Consider the following 19,631-nt stretch of genomic DNA (forward strand, 5'->3'; position numbering starts at 1 on the left):
AGTAATTCATATTTGTTAGTTATTAGTTTTATATGTTGAAAAACATAGCGACATATAAATGTGTATTTATATAGGAGGATTTATCATGAAAAAATTTGTATGTAGTATTTGTGGTTATGTATATGAAGGCAGCAACGCTCCCGAAAAGTGTCCCCAATGTGGTGCTCCTCAAAACAAATTCAACGAATTAACAGGCGATAAAAAAGAATATGCTGATGAACACCATGTAGGTGTAGCAAACGGCGTTGATGAACGCATCGTGGAAGGTCTTCGCATGAATTTCACCGGTGAATGTTCAGAAGTCGGCATGTACTTAGCCATGAGCCGTGTTGCCGATCGTCAAGGGTTCCCGGAAGTTGCGGAAGCATATAAACGTATTGCCTTTGAAGAAGCAGAACATGCGGCTAAATTTGCTGAATTGCTCGGTGAAGTGGTAACGGACGATACGCGTAAAAACTTAGAAATGCGTGCCGCTGCTGAACAAGGTGCTTGCTCCGGTAAAAAGGAATTAGCCACGTTAGCTAAGCAATTAAACTTAGATGCGATTCATGATACAGTTCATGAAATGGCAAAAGACGAAGCTCGTCATGGTCGTGTATTTGACGGCTTGTTAGATCGTTATTTCGCAAAATAAGGGCTTAAAAAAAGCTTTTTATTTTATATTTCGTTTTCATTTTTTGGTATGTTTATACATGCCCTCCAAAAAGAAAACACCTTCGTTGTATATGTATTTACAACGAAGGTGTTTTCTTTATCCGTTCTTTTCGTTGACGTCGTTTCCGTAGCCAAATAAGACCATATACCAAGGCGACAAGAACCACTAAGGCAATTAACCGTTGCCAATGTTCTTGTATGCGCAGCAAATCATGTCCCAGCCATACTTCGATAATAACCGCAGGGAGTTTCCCCAATGCATCGGCAATAAAGTGATCGCGATACGATACGTTACTTAACGCACCAAATGCAGTCACCAACATATTCGGTGAATAAGGAATGGCTCGCCCTAGTAGTAATGTTTTTATACCACTATGAGAGTCCATTTTTTCAAAAACTTGACTGTTGGCTAATAGTTTTTTAGCTTGTTTATGAAAAAGTGTTCGTGTCAAGCGAAAACTAATTTCAATGCCAATGACTTCCCCTATCCAAGAAATAATAATTCCCGGAATAAGTCCAAAAATAATGCCATTAACCGTTAAAAATAAAATGGATGGAAAACCTACGGCATTAACCAGGGCAAGCATGCCAATACTGACAATAATCGCCGCATAGCCAAAAGATTCAATGTATCGGGCCAATCCGTCTAAATCTCCTTGAAAGATAAGATGGCCCATGGTCATAAAAAAATCAGGTAACCACAATTGCATACCAAAGAGTATGGCTGCAATCATGACGATGCCGATACATTTGATAATCCATCGTAATCGTTTATCTGTCATACTATATTCTATCCTTTATGGTTATTCCTATCCTGTTCATTATCGTTTATCCACTAGCATAAAGCAGCGGATTAATACAAACGCCAAAGCGTTTTCTTATACGCTGCATAAAGTGTTTTAATGGATAAATACAAGATCAGGGTCGTCCCGAAGAGAAGTAATCCCAGTCCTAAGGCACGTGTCCAAAAAACAGGGTAATCCATACTGTAATGCAAGACGCCATTAGCAAAGGCCATGGTAGGGAAGCTACATGCCCACCAGCCCATACAGAACGTAGAACGTCGCATCACGTGAACAATCTTGAGTACTACTGGCCAAAACATAAATATGCCCGCATTGATAAATAGTTCTGTAAAGATATCCGCATGAAATGTCGAAGTATAAGTAATGTATCCCATGCCAAAAGGTGCCATTAAAATCATTAAACTCGGTTGGACCGCATCGGGTACATGTTTAGAAAAAATGCTGTGCGTAAATAACAAGGCGATAACAGGTATCCCCGTCACCAGCCCAATGGCGACACAAAACACGGAGATGTCGTGAAACCCCGGATTTTGCAACATATTACCTGCTACGGGAATCGTAATCGGTCCGAGTACGGCAAGTAGCCATGCGGGTGTCACCGATTCGACAACTTGATCGTCATACAACCAGTGTTTTAGTAAAATCCAGCTAAAGACCATGATTAAAATCATCCCGGCATACCAGAAAAAGCTGGCCAGCGTATGCTGATACGGGGCCAGTACGGCTGCCAGTAATACGGTCGATACGTTAAAGGTCCCAAAAAAGTTAACTTTCGTTGGACTATTCCATTCAGCAAGTACGGCTGCTGCATCAATACGCCATTTCTGAAAATACCGCACAAAAATAAGTACATATAAGAGTAAGGCAAACATGCCAAATCCTTCTCCTATAATAGATGGCACTCCCCACAATTCATGTGCCATACGCCATCCAAAACAGAGGCCACAATACCCCATAGATGCCGCAAATGTAGATATAGACATAAAATGAACAAATCCAATTCGCCGAATTCGTTCTCGCTCGCCACGTTGAATCACTTCAATATGTTTTGTCAAGCTCTCCCCCACCTATCGTGTCTAATATTGAACATACATATGTTGTTGTCTCAGCGAACTATCCCCTGTCGCACGTTCTCTATTATGAGCTGTCTTCGTGTTGTATTGTAAAACACTTCTTCTAAATATAGTCCATGCGCTGGGGCGGTAGCTCCTAATGCAGTTCGGTCTAACATATTCAGTATACGCCTAAATTTCATTGTCGTAAACCGATGTAACCCTAAATCGATAAAACCACCAACCATATTTCGTACCATATGATATAAAAAACCACTGCCAATAACGTGTATATCTACATTTTCTTTTTCTTGTGTAAACGTAATGGCATACATTGTTTTGACAGGATTCATAGGCGTGGTATTTTTTCCCTCAAATGACGTAAAATCATGTGTTCCTCGTAATATTTCCGCACCTTCTTGCATCCGTTGCAGATCTAACGGTTTACGAATATGCCACCCATAACGGAGTTGCAACGGATCGTTGTACGGGGCGTTGATAATTCGATAACGGTAATATTTACCACAGTTGTCATGACGGACACTAAACATTTCCGGCATGATTTGAGCCGTCCGCACGACAATTGTCGGTGGCAAATAGGCTCGTAAGGCAAAGGGCAATCGCTCAACCGGCATCGGCAAGGTGCCATAAAAGTTGACGACCTGACCGTAGGCATGTACACCTGCGTCCGTACGAGCTGCCCCATAGATGCGAATTGGCGTGTGCAACAATTGTGTCAGGCTTTCTTCCAAATATTGTTGAATAGACGGTGCATTTGCTTGACGCTGAAAGCCGTGAAAATCCGTCCCGTCATAGGCAACGGTAAGACATATATTCTCTCTTGTTATAGCCATCGTAATACCGCCAAGAAAATCGTCATCACGATAACGGCTGTAATCGCTATGCCATCACGCCGTGTATAGGTCAATTCATACATGCGCGTCCGCCCTTCTCCCCCGCGATAACACCGCGCTTCCATGGCGGTTGCCAGTTCATCAGCCCGGCGAAAAGCACTCACAAATAAAGGTACGAGTAAGGGAATCATGTTTTTTCCCCGTTGCCAAATGGAACCGCACGTAAAATTCGCACCCCGTGCAGTTTGTGCCTTCATGATCCGATCCGTTTCTTCTAAGAGGGTTGGAATAAACCGCAAGGCAATCGTCATCATCATAGCTAGTTCGTGAGCAGGTACTCCCATACGGCTAAACGGTTTAAGCAGATGTTCGATACCATCGGTTAAGACGATGGGCGACGTCGTATAGGTAAGGAGTGACGAGAAGACAATCAAAAAGACTAACCGTGCCGTCATTAATGCTCCCTGCGTAAGTCCTTCCCATGTAATGTGTAGTATCCCCCAATGCCATACCAGCGTCCCTGGCGTAGTAAAAATATGTACGCCCATCGTAAAAGCGATAATCACCCACAATGGTTTTAGCGATGAAAGGATTAATTTTGCCGGTAAACGGGATAACCAAAAATTGCCTATAACAAATACAGCTACTCCGATATATGCCCATAAGGAGTTGGCTAAAAAGATGGCTACGATAAAAATCATCGTTCCTATAATCTTTGCCCGTGGATCAAGGCGATGCAAAAAAGAGTTTCCCGGGAAAAATTGTCCTAATGTAATATCAGTGAGCATGCCAATCCTCCCTTATAGCCTGATAAATGGCCTGTGTTCCTTCTTGTACCGTATGTACTGCCGCCGGTACGTCAAGTCCACGGTGCTGCAAGTATTGCAAAACATCCGTCATGGCTGGTACATCAACGCCGGCTGCCTGTAATTGCTGTCGCCGCTTAGCAAAGACGTCCAGTGGTTCATCGTCAATAATAATTCGCCCTTGTGCAAGGACTAGCACACGATTAGCTAGCCGTGCAATGTCTTCCATATTATGAGAAATCAAAATAACCGTGACCCCTTTTTGCTGATGTAATTGTTGTATTTGTGCAAAAATTTCACGCCGTCCTACCGGATCCAACCCAGCCGATGGTTCGTCTAAGATTAAGTAGGTCGGTTTCATGGCAATCACGCCGGCAATAGCAACACGCCGCATTTGTCCGCCACTTAAATGGAAGGGGGAACGGTCTTTATAAGTCTGATAATCAAGCCCCACAAATTCCATTGCTTCCTGTACCCGTTTCGTCAAGGCTTCACCTTGTACACCTATATTTTTAGGGCCAAAGGCGATATCGGCGGCAATCGTTTCTTCAAATAATTGATATTCCGGATATTGGAACACCATGCCAACCTTCTTTTTTGCTGCAAGACCCGCCGCGGTCTTTTCGGCAATATCCTGTCCATCTACCAAAACGCGTCCTGTCGTTGGTTTAATTAAGCCAACTAAGCTTTGCACAAGTGTCGATTTTCCCGATCCGGTATGACCGATGATACCTATAAAATCCCCATCATGAATCGTCACTTGTAAAGGATCTAAGGCTTTTTTTTCAAAGGGCGTACCCTTTCCATACGTATGCGATACACCTTCTAATGTAATGGGCATAATGCATCTCCCAACTCTTCTTTGGTAATAATGGATGCCCCTAAAGGCACCTGTTTCTTTCGTAATTCTGTCGCAATTTCGGCGGCGACAGGTACATCTAGGCCTAACTGCTGTAAGGTTTCTACTTGTGAAAAAATCTCCCGTGGTGTACCGCTTAATTGTACTTGGCCTTGGTTCATCACAACCACCCGCTCACCTTGGACAGCTTCTTCCATGAAATGGGTAATTAGAATAATCGTTACGCCATCGCGATGTAATTGCAAAAGCGTTTCCATCACTTCACGCCGTCCTTCCGGATCAAGCATCGCCGTTGGTTCGTCCAATACGATACAGGTCGATTGCATCGCCAAAATACCCGCAATAGCAATGCGCTGTTTTTGACCACCACTTAATAAATGCGGTCCATGTTTCGCAAAGGCCGTCATGCCTACACGTTCCAAGGCCTCGTGTACGCGTTGCTGAATCATCGCTGACGGAACCCCTAAATTTTCAGGGCCAAAGGCCACGTCTTCTTCCACAATAGATGCGACAATTTGATTATCGGGATGTTGAAATACCATCCCCACTTGTTGTCGAATCTTCCATATATTCTCCGATTTTCTTGTGTCTAAACCGACAACCTTACATATTCCCTCTGTCGGTAATAATAATCCATTTATATGCTTAGCCAAAGTCGATTTTCCCGACCCATTTGTCCCAATAATGGATACAAACTCGCCGCGGTCAATCTTCAAGGATACATCCTTAACGGCAAATACTTCTGCCCCTTGTTCATCATGATAAGCGTGGCTGACATGTTCCAACTCAATCATAGGATCATTCATAGATACGCTCCTTTTACATTTTTTTTTCATTATACATGCTTTATCTTCCTTTGTAAAACGAATATGCCCCCCTATTGGGTTCGCATTTATGCTGCTTTTTTGCCATATATGTTATCTTCGTCTTTACCTTTTATCGTAAACAATAAAAGATAGGCGAGGAGAACAAAAACGGCAACTACCGTAAAAGGAATCATCCATTTGCCTACAGCCAATATATATAGGGACAGATACCCCACTAAAGGCAATACGGCCACGGCACCTTGCAAATTCAGATCGTGACAACGCCGTACGCCCAACGATACTTGTGCACGAATAACGGGAATGGATAAGACGATAAAAATACAAAAAAAGAGTATTCCTAAATCTTGTCGCCCAATCCAAAGGGCTTCAACAAAACGCGTATATAAAATGAGGGTAAATACGAGTTGTGCTCCTGTCAATAAAAGCATCCGTGCGAAAAAAGGCCATCTCGTGAGCCGTCCTTCTAAATGAAAATATTTAAAGCGTAAATCGCCCATATCTTCAAAGCCAATGACGCCCTTTCCTTCTCGTGCAGGTAATTCAAATCCTTTTCGCAAGGCTATTTCACGTGATGATCGCCTGGTTAATTGAATTTTTTTCTTTGCTGTCATGTCGTTCCTCCCTATACATAACGGGCTTCCCCATCTCTCTATGCAAGTCTAGTACATCCATACTTACCTTAATGCAAAAGGAAAAAATATACCCACGAAATGAGGGCTATAAAAAAGCGATAATACGCAAACGATGCTAACGTTGATTTGTGTAAGAACCGTAAAAACCACAATACGGATACATAGGCAACACCAAAGGCAACGATAAAGCCAATGGCAATCATCAGAATATCATCGCTACTTAATAAGGACCAATTTTTGTATAAATCAAAAAAGCAGGCCGCAAGCATAACGGGGACGGCTATAATAAAAGAAAAATCTGCTGCCGCTTTCCGACTAACGCCAAGTAGTAAGCCACCCGCTAAGGTCGATCCAGACCGCGAAAAGCCTGGCCACAACGCGAAAACTTGAAACAAACCTACAAAGAAGGCTTGGCCAATGGTCATCTGCTCTACATCGCGACAAACCGTGTGAACATGCAGTTTTTCGGCAACGAGCATGAATATGCCCCCCACAATCAAGCCGATAATAACCGTCCCGGCAGAAAACAAATAGGTTTTAATCGCATGGTGTGCCAATAGGCCAATGATCATGACAGGAACAATCCCAGCCACAATATGAGCCAACGTCAATCCCGTATCACGGCGGAACCAGTTTTTCCGTTTATATAAATACAGGCAGTCATAGCGTGTAAACATGCGTAAAAACGTATCTTTATATATGAGGAGAACCGATAAAATCGCTCCTAATTGAATGAATACTTCAAAAACACCGGCACGCACGCCTGTAAAACCTACCCAATCGCCTACTAAAATCATATGTCCTGTTGATGATACGGGAATATATTCTGTAAGGCCTTCTACTATCCCTAATAGGACTGCTGTTATTGCATCTTGCATATATTCTTGCTTCCTTTCTGTTTCTTTCTCTGTCTTGTAACCGTACTAAAAAAAAGCAGGCTGCAAAGACTTCCTCCGCAGCCTACTTCCCTATGCGTCCATAGAAATCACATGATTCGTATTGGGAACCGTAAACTTCGCATATTTCGGTTCACCGTTGTGTTCAAAATACAACGTGTTTCCCTCTAAACTTCCCCGCCAACTAACTACAATGGGAAAGGTTTTACTTAATTCCAGCAACATATGAACGGGATTTAAATTTAACATGGGTGCAAACAAAAATTCCACATTATCAATGAGTACTACCCGTGCATGTAACCGCTGTAAGGCCTGGGAAATCAATTCCACTGCTCGCTCCGGTCGATCTGCACGTGGTATTTTCAGGAATTCATCATCAAACATATCCCGTGCTTCACACATTTTCCAACCGTCCTGTTCGGATAATTCTCGTATGACTTTACTTTTACCCGAACCAGCACCGCCAATAAGAATAAGCATTTTTTCTTTTTCTTGTGCGATATACTTCCACCGCTGTAAAACGTCTGCCTCTGTCACCATGGAAATCACCTTCGTTTGCTAAGTATTGAAATACGTTATGTTCATTATAATAGAAAAAATACGCAAATGTAAAGGGAATATCCTGAATTAAAGATACGTCTTATGCACCTATTTTATACGTCCTTGCATTATGGTAACCCATAGCGTGCTAATTGATCTTGCAAGCGGACAAGTGGCATAGCTGTAACAATCACATCATCAACACGTTGCGTTTCTCGTTTAATGACGATAGCTAAATACGCACTGGACAAAATGGGATGATGGTAATAATACACATCAACTCCTTCATCTTTCTTTCCCCACACGACAAATTCCGGTTGTCCATACAACGCCAAGACGGTAGAAAGACGATACCCTAAGGTGACACCACGACTTGTATACCCGCTATTGGTCAATAAAAAGATCCGTTCTACGTTTCCTTTGGCGTTAACAAGCACGCCATAATCACCATACAGCCAAACCGTATATGAGCCACGATGTAGTTTACTTTTCCACATGTTATATTGCCGTTTTACCAATTCATCACCCAGCGAATACCCCATCAGGGAAAAATCGCGTTCCACCCGTTCTTCTCGCCGTGTCACCGCCTGCTCATTATGATAAGGATAACGTGCCGGCATGAAAGCAACCCGTTGAATACGCCGCTCAGCAACGGCAAAAATAAGATCCGTATCAGCCTGTTCATAAATAATGTAATAAACATTCGCTTTCACATCTCGTAAGACATTATGCGGTACACCAAAGGTACACAAAAGTTGTTCCGTTGGCATATTAAGATGAATTTTTCTACCTATATCAATGTCCTGACCTTTCGTCAAGGTCATTGCTTCAACTAGGGCATCTTCTTCTTTGCCATTCCGAGTCATTCGCAATTCACAATGAAAGGACTGGTTTGGTTGTTCGTATGTCCATGTTACCAGGCGATCTTTTTTTTGCCGCTTTTGAGGCTGCCCAAAACGTGCAATTAGTTGTTTACCCGACATACCTCGATAAATACCACCAATGTTTATATCTTCTTTGGTCAACGGAGCGATCACGACAGAATCCCATGCAGCAATCGTCTTCGCATCTTCTTTCGATAGGGGAGCTAACGGTTGTAATGTTGCCACCAAATCCGCAATAGTGTCATTATCCCTAATGGGTACGGGCTTTTCTTCTTTAGATGCATCCGCTAACAGCCGTTCATAGGGAGTTTCCTTCTTTTTCTTTTCTTTATCCGTTTCTTTATTCTTATCTTTTGCCGTTGGTACCGCATCAATCAGGGCCGTCATCTGTTCTGACATGTCCGGCGTTGTTTCGGCATAACCGATGCCACCGCTAAAAATACTGCTTAGGCTCAGTCCCATCCCGACTACCACAGTCCATACACCCCGTGATATCCACAAGGAGGTGTGCTGTTTTTTTTCTCTCATAGATGTTATTCCTTTCCTTATATTATCTTCAGTGTACTTGTCCCTTCTGTAAAAGTCAACTCCTTCTCTTGTCCTTCTCCTCCCCCTCCATTGTGAGATAAGAAAACCTGTGTTAAGATACAAATAGATAAAAATATAATTCTCCCATCCTTTATTTTACATTGTCAAGACGGAAGGAAGTTTCTACCATGAATCATAACCGCATCCATCAAGTAACGCTATTGGGCATGTGTTGTGCCATCGCCTTACTGTCGGTAGCCCTCATTCGCATTCCCTTATTACTACCTTTTTTAACGTATTCGCCAAAAGATGTAATCATTACCTTAAGTGGTTTCTTTTTTGGTCCGTTTGCGACCCTTTCCCTTTCTTTTATCACGTCTGTCCTCGAAATGCTGACCGTCAGTGATACGGGCATTCTCGGCTGTATCATGAATACGATTGCTAGTGCATCTTTTGCTTGTGCTGTCATTGCCGTATTTCATCGCCATCCTTCACGCAAAGGATTATTTCTCGCCTTATGTGGAGGCACTTTACTCTTGACAATAAGCATGATTCTGTGGAATATCTGGATCACGCCCCTCTATATGGGTTGTTCTCGTGCGGCCGTTCTCCAATTAATCATCCCCGCTATTTTGCCTTTTAATCTCCTCAAAGGTGGACTTAATAGCTTATTTATCTTCTTATTATATCACTCCCTCAAGACAATTATGCAACAGCACCTCGAAGCAACCTCTAGTGCTTCCTTAAATGAGTGGGCGACAAGTGAAACGCACCTTCTCCTAGGCGTTATTTGCTTAATATTTCTTCTTGCCCTTATAGGTATTGCTTGTTTTTCATAATTAATTTCAAGATGTCTTTTTCTTTCGTTGTCATAATGATTTTACTAATAACGTTAAACTCTCCTTTAACTCGGTTAGCGTGTTTTCTTTCTTTTCTAATACCTTTTCCAGTTGTTTTATTCTCCTTTCTAGCCGCACGATGTCATGTGCCGTTACGGGCTTACGCTCTGGAGTTTCTCCCCGCTCTATTTCTTCAATCGGGTATTGCACTTGTCCGGCAACATTCGGACAACGGTGTATGTGTCCTTCGTTTTCAAATCTGATAATTGTGTGTACGTCGCAGTGCCAACGCTCGGCAAGCTGTTTTCTCGTTAGTGTCGCCACTCTTATTGCACTATTTTTAGTTTCCATGGAATCTCTCCTTTCTTTTAAATCCAATCATTTTGCTCTCTCGTTACAATTCTTTTAATCATTTCTTTTCTTTTGTTGCCTTTTGTCAATATCATTATAGCGTTTGTCACCACAAAATCAACATTTATTTTTAAAAAATATAAAAAAGTTGATTTAAAGGAAACTATATAATACTATATTATATAAGAGGTGTAATACAAATGAATAAATTAAAAAATATAGGGGAACGTATAAAACAAGCCCGTTTAAAGATTGGTTTTTCTCAAGAGGAGTTGGCTTCTAAAGTCGGTTTTGCGTCCCGTTCCTCTGTATCTAAAATCGAAAAAGGAGACCAGGATATACCAAGGTTAAAATTAATAGAGATTGCCAAAGCATTAAATATTTCAGCTAGTCAACTTTTAGATACAGAGGAAGTAATTCCTACAACAAATATAGACTCACACATGCATTATTTTCTTGATGCGTCTATTTCTGCGGGATATCCTTTAACCGTTGACAGTGTAAGTAATTTGCCTACCGTTTCAATACCTGATATTTTTCTAGGTAAATACGCCAAAAATAAGCACATTTTAATTATGAGAGTAAATGAAGATAGCATGAATAAAATTATCCAAAACGGATCATATATTGCTGTAAAAACGAATATAGACGTTTTGTCGGTATCTAACGGGGATATTGTAGTCACCAATGTAGAAGGTGCGGACAACGGCTATACTATCAAGCATATTTACAAGGACGATACTAACAATAGAGTTATTTTACGCCCGAACAGTACCAATCCTATTCATACAGACATTATTATTTCATCGGCGGAGTCCCAACGATTATATATTGTCGGTAAAGTAGTTGCCTATAATGTATTGCTTTAGTAACTCTATTCGTCCTTAGTAACCTCATGAGTAACTCTAATCCACAAAGCCATTATAATAGTTATATAAGGGGGTGTGAGAAATGAAAAGAGAAACAACGGCACAGCGTTTAAAATACATCATGAAAACAAAAAGGCTGCGGCAAATCGATATAATTGAAGCGTGTAAGCCTTATAGTGCAAAATTTGGGGCGAAGATACAGCGTAGTGACCTCAGCCAGTACGTATCGGGAAAAACTGAACCGGGACAGCGTAAACTGACAGTTTTGGCGTACGCTCTGGGCGTAAGCGAAACGTGGCTTATGGGATATGATGAATCCCACGAAACGCTTGCTAACATAGCTACAAGTAAACGTACTATACCATTGCTGGGGGAGGTAGCCGCTGGGCAGCCGATATTTTCAGAAGAGCATATAGAAGCATATCTACCGATAGACGACGCTGCCCGAGCAGATTTTGCCGTACGGGTACAAGGGCAAAGCATGATAGAAGCGAAAATCTATGATGGTGATATAGTGCTTATCCGCAAGCAGCCAGATGTAGACGATGGACAAATAGCAATCGTCGCCATAGACGATGAATATACACTAAAACGCGTATACCATATGCCTGGGGCACTGCATCTTTTGCCAGCCAATCCAGCGTATAAGCCTATCGTGTGTACGGCGGATAACTGCAGCAGTTGCCGCATAGTGGGTCTTGCGGTATCAGTTCTTCATAAATTGCTTTAGATACCTCTAATCCACTTTAGTAACTATATTCGTCCTTGAAAAGGGGTATCCGCCATGAATAAAACAGAAAACTTCAAATTCTTAAATCCTATACAACGGGAAAAAAGATTATGGTGCCAACGATTGGCATATAAAGATAATACCGGCAAGTGAAAATAGACCGATAAAAGTGGCTTTGTCCGCAAATGTGGTATTACGACGGCGGTAAAAAATGAAATGCTAAAAGAGTTATCTAGTGTATTATCACTGAATAACTCTATGAATAATATTACTTTGAAAGAATTTGCAGAGTTGGTAATTGCCGACAAAAAAATGAATATGCCTTATATCCCCATGCCTGAAGGCAGTGGCTTTACGGCACATTTCGTAAAAAAAGACGCCGTTACATTCGGCGTTATTTTTTATGTCTTTTATTTTTGACAAATTTTTATAGAACGTACTGGTGTAAATAGCTTTATTTTTATATACTGATATTAGATATTATAATAGATATAAAGGAGCTACTATATGAATATAACTCGCAAGAAAAAAATAGGTTTAGGTCTGCTTGTCCTCCTCATCATCGCCGGAGGCATTTATGGCTATATCCGCTATCAGCAACAGTCACAACCGTCGGTTCCCACAGAAACCTATACGGTAACTCGCCGCACTATCACCTCGCATGTCACGGCTACCGGTACGATAAGTCCACTCGAATTTGTTGAAGTATCCTCAAAAATTACGGCACGTTTACAAGACGTGCTGGTACATGAAAACGATATAGTAAAGAAAGGACAGATTATCGCCCGCTTAGATGACTCCGATTATCGTGCAAAACGCGATCAAGCTCAAATTAAGGTGCGACAAACCGGCGAGGTCTATCAACGGGCCTTGACGTTGTATCGCCATGGTGCCGGAGCAAAACAAGCAGTCGATACGGCTAAAGCGGAATATGATGCAGCCCGTAGTGCCTTAACCGAAGCACAAGCCGACTTGAATGAAACGATCATTCGTGCTTCCATGGATGGAGTTGTCGTTGGTGCCCCTAAGAGTGTCGGCACACTCATCTCCCAAGGAAACGGAGCTGGAACCGTGATTATGCGCCTTGCTAATACGACACAAAAACAAATTATTGCCAAAATTGATGAAACTGATATTGGTCATGTTAAGCCCGGTCAGATGGCAACCTTTACTGTCGATGCCTATCCGAATAAAACCTTTACGGCCCGTGTGCAGAAAATAGCTCAAACCGATACCAATAATACGTGGGATCGGGATAACACCGATCGTGCTTCAACAAATACGCCCGTCATTTATTATGAAGTGACGTTACTCGTCACGGATCCTGATACTATATTACGTCTAGGTATGACGGCTCGTGTAGCAATTACAACCTCCCTTTTACCAGACGTCTTAACGCTTCCCTTGGCAGCATTACAGACCGATGCCTCCGGTTCCTATGTAACGCGCATTATGCCCGATGGCAGTCATACGCGTGTGCCCGTAACAACTGGCTTATCTAGTGATAAGTATATTGAAATTCGTAACGGTCTAAAGGAAGGGGACGTTGTTTCCTTATCCTATGCCGCTGCCGCACCATCTATGGATGACGATCCCCCTGTCATATAGGAGTACACGATGAAACAAGCAATAATTACCCTTCGGGATATAAAAAAAACCTATCATATAGGGAACACCTTATTTACGGCCTTACATAATATTCACTTAGTTGTCGAAAAGGGTGAATTTACAGCATTAGTAGGTCCTTCCGGCTCAGGTAAATCAACGCTCATGAATATCCTCGGCTGTTTGGATCGCCCTGATTCCGGCTCATATCAATTAAATGGTCGCGAAGTAGCCCATTTATCGGATGATGAACTGGCAAAAACAAGGAATTGCGATATCGGCTTCGTCTTTCAAAATTTTAATCTGTTGCCACGTATATCCTCCCTTGCCAATGTCGCTTTACCCCTCATCTATGCCGGTGTTCCTAAGAAAGAACGGGAACAAAAGGCCGCTGCTTTATTATCAGCCGTGGGTCTGGAAAAATGGATGCATCACAAGCCCACCGAATTATCCGGCGGTCAACGCCAGCGAGTTGCCATTGCCCGTGCCTTAATTCACGATCCCGCGATCATCATGGCCGATGAACCAACGGGAAATTTAGATACCCGTTCTACTAGCGAAATTATGGATATTTTTGAATCATTACATCGACAACAAAAAACGATTATATTAGTAACGCATGAACCCGAAATCGCAGCTCGTGCAGAACGGCGCTTACTTTTACAAGATGGTGCTATCACACATGACGAACGAAAAGGAGGTACCATCCATGTTATTTAAAGAAAGTGTATCCATTGCCTTTGCGTCCCTATTAGCTAATAAACTACGTACGACCTTGACGATGCTCGGCATGATTATTGGCGTTGCCTCGGTTATCATCATGATTTCCATTGGCATGGGGGTCAAACAGAGTATCACTAATTCCATTGCCAGCATGGGAAGTAATATGATCATCATCACCCCAGGCAATAATGCTTCTCCCGATGAAACAGCCGAAGCCGATAACCATTCGCTCACCCTGGCTGATACCCTGGCTATCTCGAAAGAGCTTCCGCATATTAAACATATTTCTCCTATGGTTTCTCAATCGGTATTACTCGTAGCAGGAAACAAAAATCGCACGACCTCAATGTACGGCGTAACCCCGTCTTTTCTTTCTGTCCGCAATACCAAGGTAATATCGGGAACCTTTATTTCTACGGACGATATGAATACACGCAGTCGGACCATCGTCATCGGACAAACCGTAGCTGCCAAATTGTTTGGCATGCAAAATCCCGTAGGAAAAACACTCCGCTTAAATAATCAGCCCTATCATATTATTGGTGTCTTAGAGAAAAAAGGGCCTTCTATTTGGGGCGAAGATCAAGATGATGTAGCCCTCATTCCCTTAACGACAGCACAAGAACGCTTGATGGGCATTGATTATGTCCATGCCATTAATATCGAAACGGATTCCCCTTTAACCATTGATATGGTGAAGGGTAGTACGATTTCCTTGCTCCGTCAGCGCCATCATATTCTGCCGGGAAAGCCCGATGATTTTACCGTAGATACCTTAAAAAGTTTATTAAAGACACTCCAAAAAAACACGGCCACGTTAACCTTATTTTTGGGTAGTATTGCCAGCATTTCCCTACTGGTCGGGGGAATTGGCATTATGAATATCATGCTCGTATCCGTCACAGAACGAACGCGTGAAATCGGTATTCGCAAAGCCTTGGGAGCAACCGTTCGTACCATCTTAATTCAATTTTTAATCGAAGCGATTATCATGAGTATCGTCGGCGGGCTAATCGGCATTCTCTTTGGTATTACCATCGCCAACATCTTACCTTTCCTCAATCCGAATATGGTAACCCAAATTACGCCTTATCCTATTCTTCTTTCCTTTTCAGTTACCCTCATTATTGGCCTGTTTTTTGGTTTATATCCTGCACGCAAAGCGGCTCGCAAAGATCCTATTGAAGCACTTCGCTATGAATAGGATAATCATCCTTGTTTTTTTCTTTTCAATTCCCCTCCTATGTAGTAGAATAGAGGGTGTTACTATGTATGAAAGAATAAGGAGGGCTTGTTATGGCTCACGTAAATGAAAATTATTTAAAACTTCCCGGAAATTATTTGTTTGCTTCTATCGCACAAAAAGTTGCTGAATTTTCTAAACATCACCCCGATGCGTCTATTATTCGCTTGGGTATTGGGGACGTTACTCGTCCATTAGCACCTGCGATTATTCAGGCAATGCATAAAGCCGTAGATGAAATGGGTCATGCTGATACCTTCCGCGGCTATGGTCCCGAACAGGGATATGACTTTTTACGTCAAGCCATTATAAAAGGTGATTATCACCGTCGCAATATTTCCTTAGATCTTGATGAAGTATTTGTCAGTGACGGTGCTAAAACGGATGTCGCTTGCATTCAAGAAATCTTCGGGCAAGATTTGAAATTTGCCGTAGCCGATCCGGTCTATCCCGTTTATTTAGATTCCAATGTAATGGTCGGACATACAGGCAATTATCTTGCCGATAAAGGTATTTATGAACAGGTCGTCTACCTGCCTTGCACGGCTGAAAATGGCTTTAAAGCACAACCGCCAACAGAAAAAGTAGATATCGTCTATCTTTGTAACCCGAGCAATCCTACGGGGACAGCTATGTCAAAAGCTGAATTAGAAACGTGGGTAAAAGCAGCCCATGACCAAAATTTTATTATTATCTATGATTCAGCCTACGAAACATATATTACAGAAGAAGATATACCGCATAGCATTTTTGAAATTGACGGGGCAAAAGAAATCGCAATTGAATTACGTTCTTTTTCCAAGTGTGCCGGCTTTACGGGAACGCGTTGTGCTTATGTCGTCGTTCCGCATGCATGCAAGGCCTATACCAAAGATGGCAAAGCCGTATCCTTAAATCCGCTTTGGAATCGACGTCAATGCACGTTCTTTAACGGTACCCCCTATGTAATCCAACGGGCAGCTGAAGCGTATTATTCGCCTGAAGGGTGGGCACAATGCCAAGCTGATGTCAACTATTACATGGACAATGCCCATACCATTCGTGATGGCTTGATCGCCGCAGGATATACCGTATATGGTGCAACCAACTCCCCTTATGCATGGGTACAAACACCTCATCAAATGAAGAGTTGGGAATTTTTTGATCTCTTATTAGAAAAAGCCCATGTCGTAACCACTCCTGGCGAAGGGTTTGGCCCGCATGGGGAAGGCTATTTACGCTTAACCGCATTTGGCACGAAAGAAAATACCGCAGCTGCCATCGCACGTATAGCCGATTTAAAATTATGCAAATAAAGGTGGTATAACAGTGAGTACCAATTTAGAAGTAGGAATCGTCGGGCTTCCCAATGTAGGCAAAAGCACGTTATTTAATGCGATTACAAAAGCTGGTGCAGAAGCAGCCAATTATCCTTTCTGCACGATTGAACCAAATGTCGGTGTTGTCGAAGTACCGGATGAGCGAATTGACGTATTAACCAACATGTATCATCCTAAAAAGACCATTCCAGCGGTCATGCGCTTTGTCGATATTGCCGGTCTCGTAGCTGGTGCTGCCAGTGGTGAAGGCTTGGGTAATAAATTCCTTAGCCATATTCGCGAAACAGATGCCATTGCCGAAGTCGTTCGTTGCTTTGATGATGCGAATATCACCCATGTCGCCGGTTCGGTTGATCCCATTCGCGACATTGATATTATCAATACTGAATTATGTCTTGCCGATATCGAAGTGGCCCAACGTCGCTTAGATCGGATTAGCAAAATTGCCACTTGTGGTGATAAACAAGCGAAAGCCGAAGCTTCTGTCTTAACTGTCGTGTTAAAAACCCTCGAAGAGGGAAAACCAGCACGTACGGCCTCGCTTACCGAAGATGATTGGCAATGGGTAAAAGAATTAAATCTCTTAACGGCCAAACCGATTATTTATATTGCTAATGTCGCCGAAGAAGAAGCTGCCCACCCTGAAGATAATCCGTATGTGCAACGCTTGATCGAATTTGCCACTCACGAACAAGCACAAGTCGTTGCGGTTTCTGCTAAAATCGAAGCGGAAATAGCCGAATTATCGCCAGAAGAAGGGACCTCCTTTTTAGCTGAGTTAGGCTTAACCGAATCGGGTTTGGATCGAGTTATCAAGGCTTCGTATACCTTATTGGGATTAATCAATTTCTTCACCGCTGGTGCTGATGAAGTTCGTGCTTGGACCATTGTCAATGGTACTAAAGCCCCAAAAGCAGCGGGAAAAATTCATACGGATATCGAACGTGGTTTTATTCGTGCTGAAATTGTTTCCTATGAAGATCTTATTGCTTGTGGTAGCGAACAAGCAGCAAAGGAAAAAGGCTTGGTTCGTTTAGAAGGCAAAGACTACATCATGAAGGATGGAGACGTTACGTATTTCCGCTTCAATGTATAAACTATAAACCTCTACAAAAAACACCTCGTGTCATGCACGAGGTGTTTTTTTCTCTCCTATTTCTTTATCTATTTCTATTATGCTTCCTCCAACGGAATAATTTTACCCGGATTCATAATACCATTGGGATCCCACGCTTTTTTAATGGCCCGAATGAGCTGCACTTCTTCTTTCGATGTACAACGTATAAAATCATCTCTTTTTTTATAGCCAATGCCGTGTTCCCCTGACATCTTGCCACCTAAAGCATATACACGCGGGAATAAGTCCTGATGAAAGGCTTGTATTTTTTCATGCCATGCTTCCGGCGATAACCCCCTATGATTCAAGGGTAATACATGGATATTGCCATCGCCAATATGTGCTACTGTAACGCAATATAGGTCATATTTTTGGCGTAATTCCGGAAGTTGCCCTGTAATATCGTGAATTTTATCCAACGGTACAACAAAGTCTTCTGCTTGATACATAATGTCTATATTACGTGCCGCTTCAGCAAACTGTTTACGCAATTTCCAAATCCGTTTGTCCGCTTCAAATTCATCAATCGAACCATTATTTTCCGCTAAATCGCAAAGAACGGCCATCTTTCTATCAAGTTCATCTTCGTCAAACGTTTCTACCGTAACAATAACGTATGAACATCCTTCTTGTACATGCGGCATCGTCATATCCAAGAATTTACACGTCATTTGCAATGCTTCTTTGTCCATGTATTCAATACTGGTCGGATCAATACCGGCTTTTAAAATTTTATTCGGTAACGCAAAAGCATCGTCATCTTTCTCAAACACACAAACCATATTGAAGTTATACGGTGGCAACGGTTTTAATCGTACGGTTACTTCCGTAATTACCCCTAAAATGCCTTCTGAACCAGCAATTAACTGTTCTAAGCAAAGACCAGTCGAACACTTTGCCAAGCGTCCACCAACAGTTACGATATCGCCTGTCGGCGTAACGACTTTCAAACTATATATTTGATGCCGTGTCGTACCATATTTGACGGCCTTATTTCCGCCTGCATTGCTTGCGACATTACCGCCAAGTTGACAACTTTCCGCGCTAGATGGATCACCTGCATATAAAAGACCATGTTTTCTCGCTTCTTCTTGCAATACACCCGTTAATACGCCCGTCTGACATACAGCATACATGTTTTCCGCATCAAGCGTTATAATTTTATTCATCCGTTCTAAGGCCAACACGATACCATGATAGATAGGAATCGCCCCACATGCCACGCCTGTACCGGCACTTCGCGGAGTAATAGGAATCAACTTTTTATTCGCCAGACAGACAATAGCTGCTACTTCTTCCGTTGTTTTAGGAAATACTACCACTTCGGGTTTATGAAAAAAGTAAGAGTTACCTTCTTCATCTGTTTGATATTTTGTTCTATATTCTTCATCTGTTTTAACATATTTTTCGCCAACGATTGCTTGCAATGCTTTTACTACTTCGTCAGTAACTTCGTTAAACCGTATAGCCATAGGATCCCTTCCTTTCCATAATACG

At 42.3% G+C, this 19,631-nt stretch carries 22 protein-coding genes; 10 read left to right on the plus strand and 12 right to left on the minus strand.

Features of this window, described 5'->3' with window-relative positions; genetic code table 11:
* The first annotated feature begins 85 nt into the window (after nucleotides 1–85).
* On the plus strand, nucleotides 86–634 hold the full coding sequence (locus HMPREF1040_RS05165) for a ferritin family protein (RefSeq protein ID WP_007392899.1): 549 nt from the start codon (nucleotides 86–88) through the stop codon (nucleotides 632–634).
* 97 nt (nucleotides 635–731) lie between these two features.
* On the opposite strand, the gene HMPREF1040_RS05170 is transcribed toward HMPREF1040_RS05165, so the two are convergent.
* The 10 genes from HMPREF1040_RS05170 to HMPREF1040_RS05215 form a co-directional block, all read right to left on the minus strand.
* Nucleotides 732–1,436 (minus strand): TVP38/TMEM64 family protein, encoded by a 705-nt coding sequence (locus tag HMPREF1040_RS05170; RefSeq protein WP_007392873.1) that lies wholly within the window; start codon nucleotides 1,434–1,436, stop codon nucleotides 732–734.
* Nucleotides 1,437–1,507: 71 nt separating this feature from the next.
* Nucleotides 1,508–2,515, minus strand: coding sequence for a C4-dicarboxylate ABC transporter (locus HMPREF1040_RS05175; RefSeq protein ID WP_007392839.1), 1,008 nt, complete (start codon nucleotides 2,513–2,515; stop codon nucleotides 1,508–1,510).
* 50 nt (nucleotides 2,516–2,565) lie between these two features.
* Nucleotides 2,566–3,366 carry a tRNA pseudouridine(38-40) synthase TruA gene (truA, locus tag HMPREF1040_RS05180; protein ID WP_007392843.1) on the minus strand — a complete coding sequence of 267 codons (801 nt, stop codon included), beginning with the start codon at nucleotides 3,364–3,366 and terminating at the stop codon, nucleotides 2,566–2,568.
* On the minus strand, nucleotides 3,357–4,154 hold the full coding sequence (locus HMPREF1040_RS05185; RefSeq protein ID WP_007392853.1) for an energy-coupling factor transporter transmembrane protein EcfT: 798 nt from the start codon (nucleotides 4,152–4,154) through the stop codon (nucleotides 3,357–3,359). Before HMPREF1040_RS05185 ends, truA begins: the two co-directional genes overlap by 10 nt.
* Nucleotides 4,144–5,013 carry an energy-coupling factor transporter ATPase gene (locus tag HMPREF1040_RS05190; protein ID WP_007392878.1) on the minus strand — a complete coding sequence of 290 codons (870 nt, stop codon included), beginning with the start codon at nucleotides 5,011–5,013 and terminating at the stop codon, nucleotides 4,144–4,146. The genes HMPREF1040_RS05185 and HMPREF1040_RS05190 overlap by 11 nt, the downstream gene beginning before the upstream one ends.
* Nucleotides 4,998–5,837 carry an energy-coupling factor transporter ATPase gene (locus tag HMPREF1040_RS05195; RefSeq protein WP_007392902.1) on the minus strand — a complete coding sequence of 280 codons (840 nt, stop codon included), beginning with the start codon at nucleotides 5,835–5,837 and terminating at the stop codon, nucleotides 4,998–5,000. The genes HMPREF1040_RS05190 and HMPREF1040_RS05195 overlap by 16 nt, the downstream gene beginning before the upstream one ends.
* Nucleotides 5,838–5,923: 86 nt before the next feature.
* Complete coding sequence (locus HMPREF1040_RS05200) at nucleotides 5,924–6,469, minus strand: DUF805 domain-containing protein (protein ID WP_007392919.1); 546 nt, start codon at nucleotides 6,467–6,469, stop codon at nucleotides 5,924–5,926.
* 68 nt (nucleotides 6,470–6,537) lie between these two features.
* Nucleotides 6,538–7,368 carry an undecaprenyl-diphosphate phosphatase gene (locus HMPREF1040_RS05205; protein WP_007392833.1) on the minus strand — a complete coding sequence of 277 codons (831 nt, stop codon included), beginning with the start codon at nucleotides 7,366–7,368 and terminating at the stop codon, nucleotides 6,538–6,540.
* Nucleotides 7,369–7,458: 90 nt separating this feature from the next.
* Nucleotides 7,459–7,926 (minus strand): BREX-3 system P-loop-containing protein BrxF, encoded by a 468-nt coding sequence (gene brxF / locus HMPREF1040_RS05210; RefSeq protein ID WP_007392880.1) that lies wholly within the window; start codon nucleotides 7,924–7,926, stop codon nucleotides 7,459–7,461.
* Nucleotides 7,927–8,054: 128 nt separating this feature from the next.
* Entirely contained in the window at nucleotides 8,055–9,338 is a 1,284-nt protein-coding gene (locus tag HMPREF1040_RS05215) for a hypothetical protein (protein WP_050791365.1), read from the minus strand.
* A gap of 188 nt (nucleotides 9,339–9,526) precedes the next feature.
* Here HMPREF1040_RS05215 and HMPREF1040_RS05220 point away from each other — a divergent pair, with 188 nt between their 5' ends.
* The gene (locus HMPREF1040_RS05220) at nucleotides 9,527–10,177 is read left to right on the plus strand and encodes an ECF transporter S component (RefSeq protein WP_007392817.1); all 651 of its coding nucleotides are present in this window, start codon (nucleotides 9,527–9,529) and stop codon (nucleotides 10,175–10,177) included.
* 30 nt (nucleotides 10,178–10,207) lie between these two features.
* On the opposite strand, the gene HMPREF1040_RS05225 is transcribed toward HMPREF1040_RS05220, so the two are convergent.
* Nucleotides 10,208–10,528 carry a hypothetical protein gene (locus HMPREF1040_RS05225; RefSeq protein WP_007392838.1) on the minus strand — a complete coding sequence of 107 codons (321 nt, stop codon included), beginning with the start codon at nucleotides 10,526–10,528 and terminating at the stop codon, nucleotides 10,208–10,210.
* Between the two features lie 200 nt (nucleotides 10,529–10,728).
* On the opposite strand from HMPREF1040_RS05225, the gene HMPREF1040_RS05230 reads away from it, so the two are divergent.
* The 8 genes from HMPREF1040_RS05230 to ychF all read left to right on the plus strand — a co-directional run bounded on the left by HMPREF1040_RS05230 (nucleotide 10,729) and on the right by ychF (nucleotide 18,113).
* On the plus strand, nucleotides 10,729–11,397 hold the full coding sequence (locus HMPREF1040_RS05230; RefSeq protein WP_007392860.1) for an XRE family transcriptional regulator: 669 nt from the start codon (nucleotides 10,729–10,731) through the stop codon (nucleotides 11,395–11,397).
* A gap of 82 nt (nucleotides 11,398–11,479) precedes the next feature.
* Nucleotides 11,480–12,127: a LexA family transcriptional regulator gene (locus tag HMPREF1040_RS05235; RefSeq protein ID WP_007392827.1), complete on the plus strand. Its 648-nt coding sequence runs from the start codon at nucleotides 11,480–11,482 to the stop codon at nucleotides 12,125–12,127.
* Nucleotides 12,128–12,343: 216 nt separating this feature from the next.
* Nucleotides 12,344–12,547 (plus strand): hypothetical protein, encoded by a 204-nt coding sequence (locus HMPREF1040_RS08130; RefSeq protein ID WP_176604709.1) that lies wholly within the window; start codon nucleotides 12,344–12,346, stop codon nucleotides 12,545–12,547.
* Nucleotides 12,548–12,634: 87 nt separating this feature from the next.
* Nucleotides 12,635–13,735: an efflux RND transporter periplasmic adaptor subunit gene (locus HMPREF1040_RS05240; protein ID WP_007392825.1), complete on the plus strand. Its 1,101-nt coding sequence runs from the start codon at nucleotides 12,635–12,637 to the stop codon at nucleotides 13,733–13,735.
* A gap of 9 nt (nucleotides 13,736–13,744) precedes the next feature.
* Nucleotides 13,745–14,452, plus strand: coding sequence for an ABC transporter ATP-binding protein (locus tag HMPREF1040_RS05245; protein WP_007392930.1), 708 nt, complete (start codon nucleotides 13,745–13,747; stop codon nucleotides 14,450–14,452).
* On the plus strand, nucleotides 14,442–15,659 hold the full coding sequence (locus HMPREF1040_RS05250; protein WP_007392909.1) for an ABC transporter permease: 1,218 nt from the start codon (nucleotides 14,442–14,444) through the stop codon (nucleotides 15,657–15,659). The genes HMPREF1040_RS05245 and HMPREF1040_RS05250 overlap by 11 nt, the downstream gene beginning before the upstream one ends.
* A 92-nt stretch (nucleotides 15,660–15,751) precedes the next feature.
* On the plus strand, nucleotides 15,752–16,993 hold the full coding sequence (locus HMPREF1040_RS05255; protein WP_007392874.1) for an LL-diaminopimelate aminotransferase: 1,242 nt from the start codon (nucleotides 15,752–15,754) through the stop codon (nucleotides 16,991–16,993).
* Nucleotides 16,994–17,006: 13 nt separating this feature from the next.
* Nucleotides 17,007–18,113 carry a redox-regulated ATPase YchF gene (gene ychF, locus HMPREF1040_RS05260; RefSeq protein WP_007392924.1) on the plus strand — a complete coding sequence of 369 codons (1,107 nt, stop codon included), beginning with the start codon at nucleotides 17,007–17,009 and terminating at the stop codon, nucleotides 18,111–18,113.
* A 77-nt stretch (nucleotides 18,114–18,190) separates the two neighbouring features.
* On the opposite strand, the gene HMPREF1040_RS05265 is transcribed toward ychF, so the two are convergent.
* A complete protein-coding gene (locus HMPREF1040_RS05265) occupies nucleotides 18,191–19,606 on the minus strand; it encodes an FAD-binding oxidoreductase (RefSeq protein ID WP_007392922.1) in 1,416 nt (471 codons plus the stop codon).
* Between the last annotated feature and the right edge of the window lie 25 nt (nucleotides 19,607–19,631).

Source organism: Megasphaera sp. UPII 135-E (assembly GCF_000221545.1).
In the GTDB taxonomy this organism is placed as follows: domain Bacteria; phylum Bacillota; class Negativicutes; order Veillonellales; family Megasphaeraceae; genus Megasphaera; species Megasphaera hutchinsoni.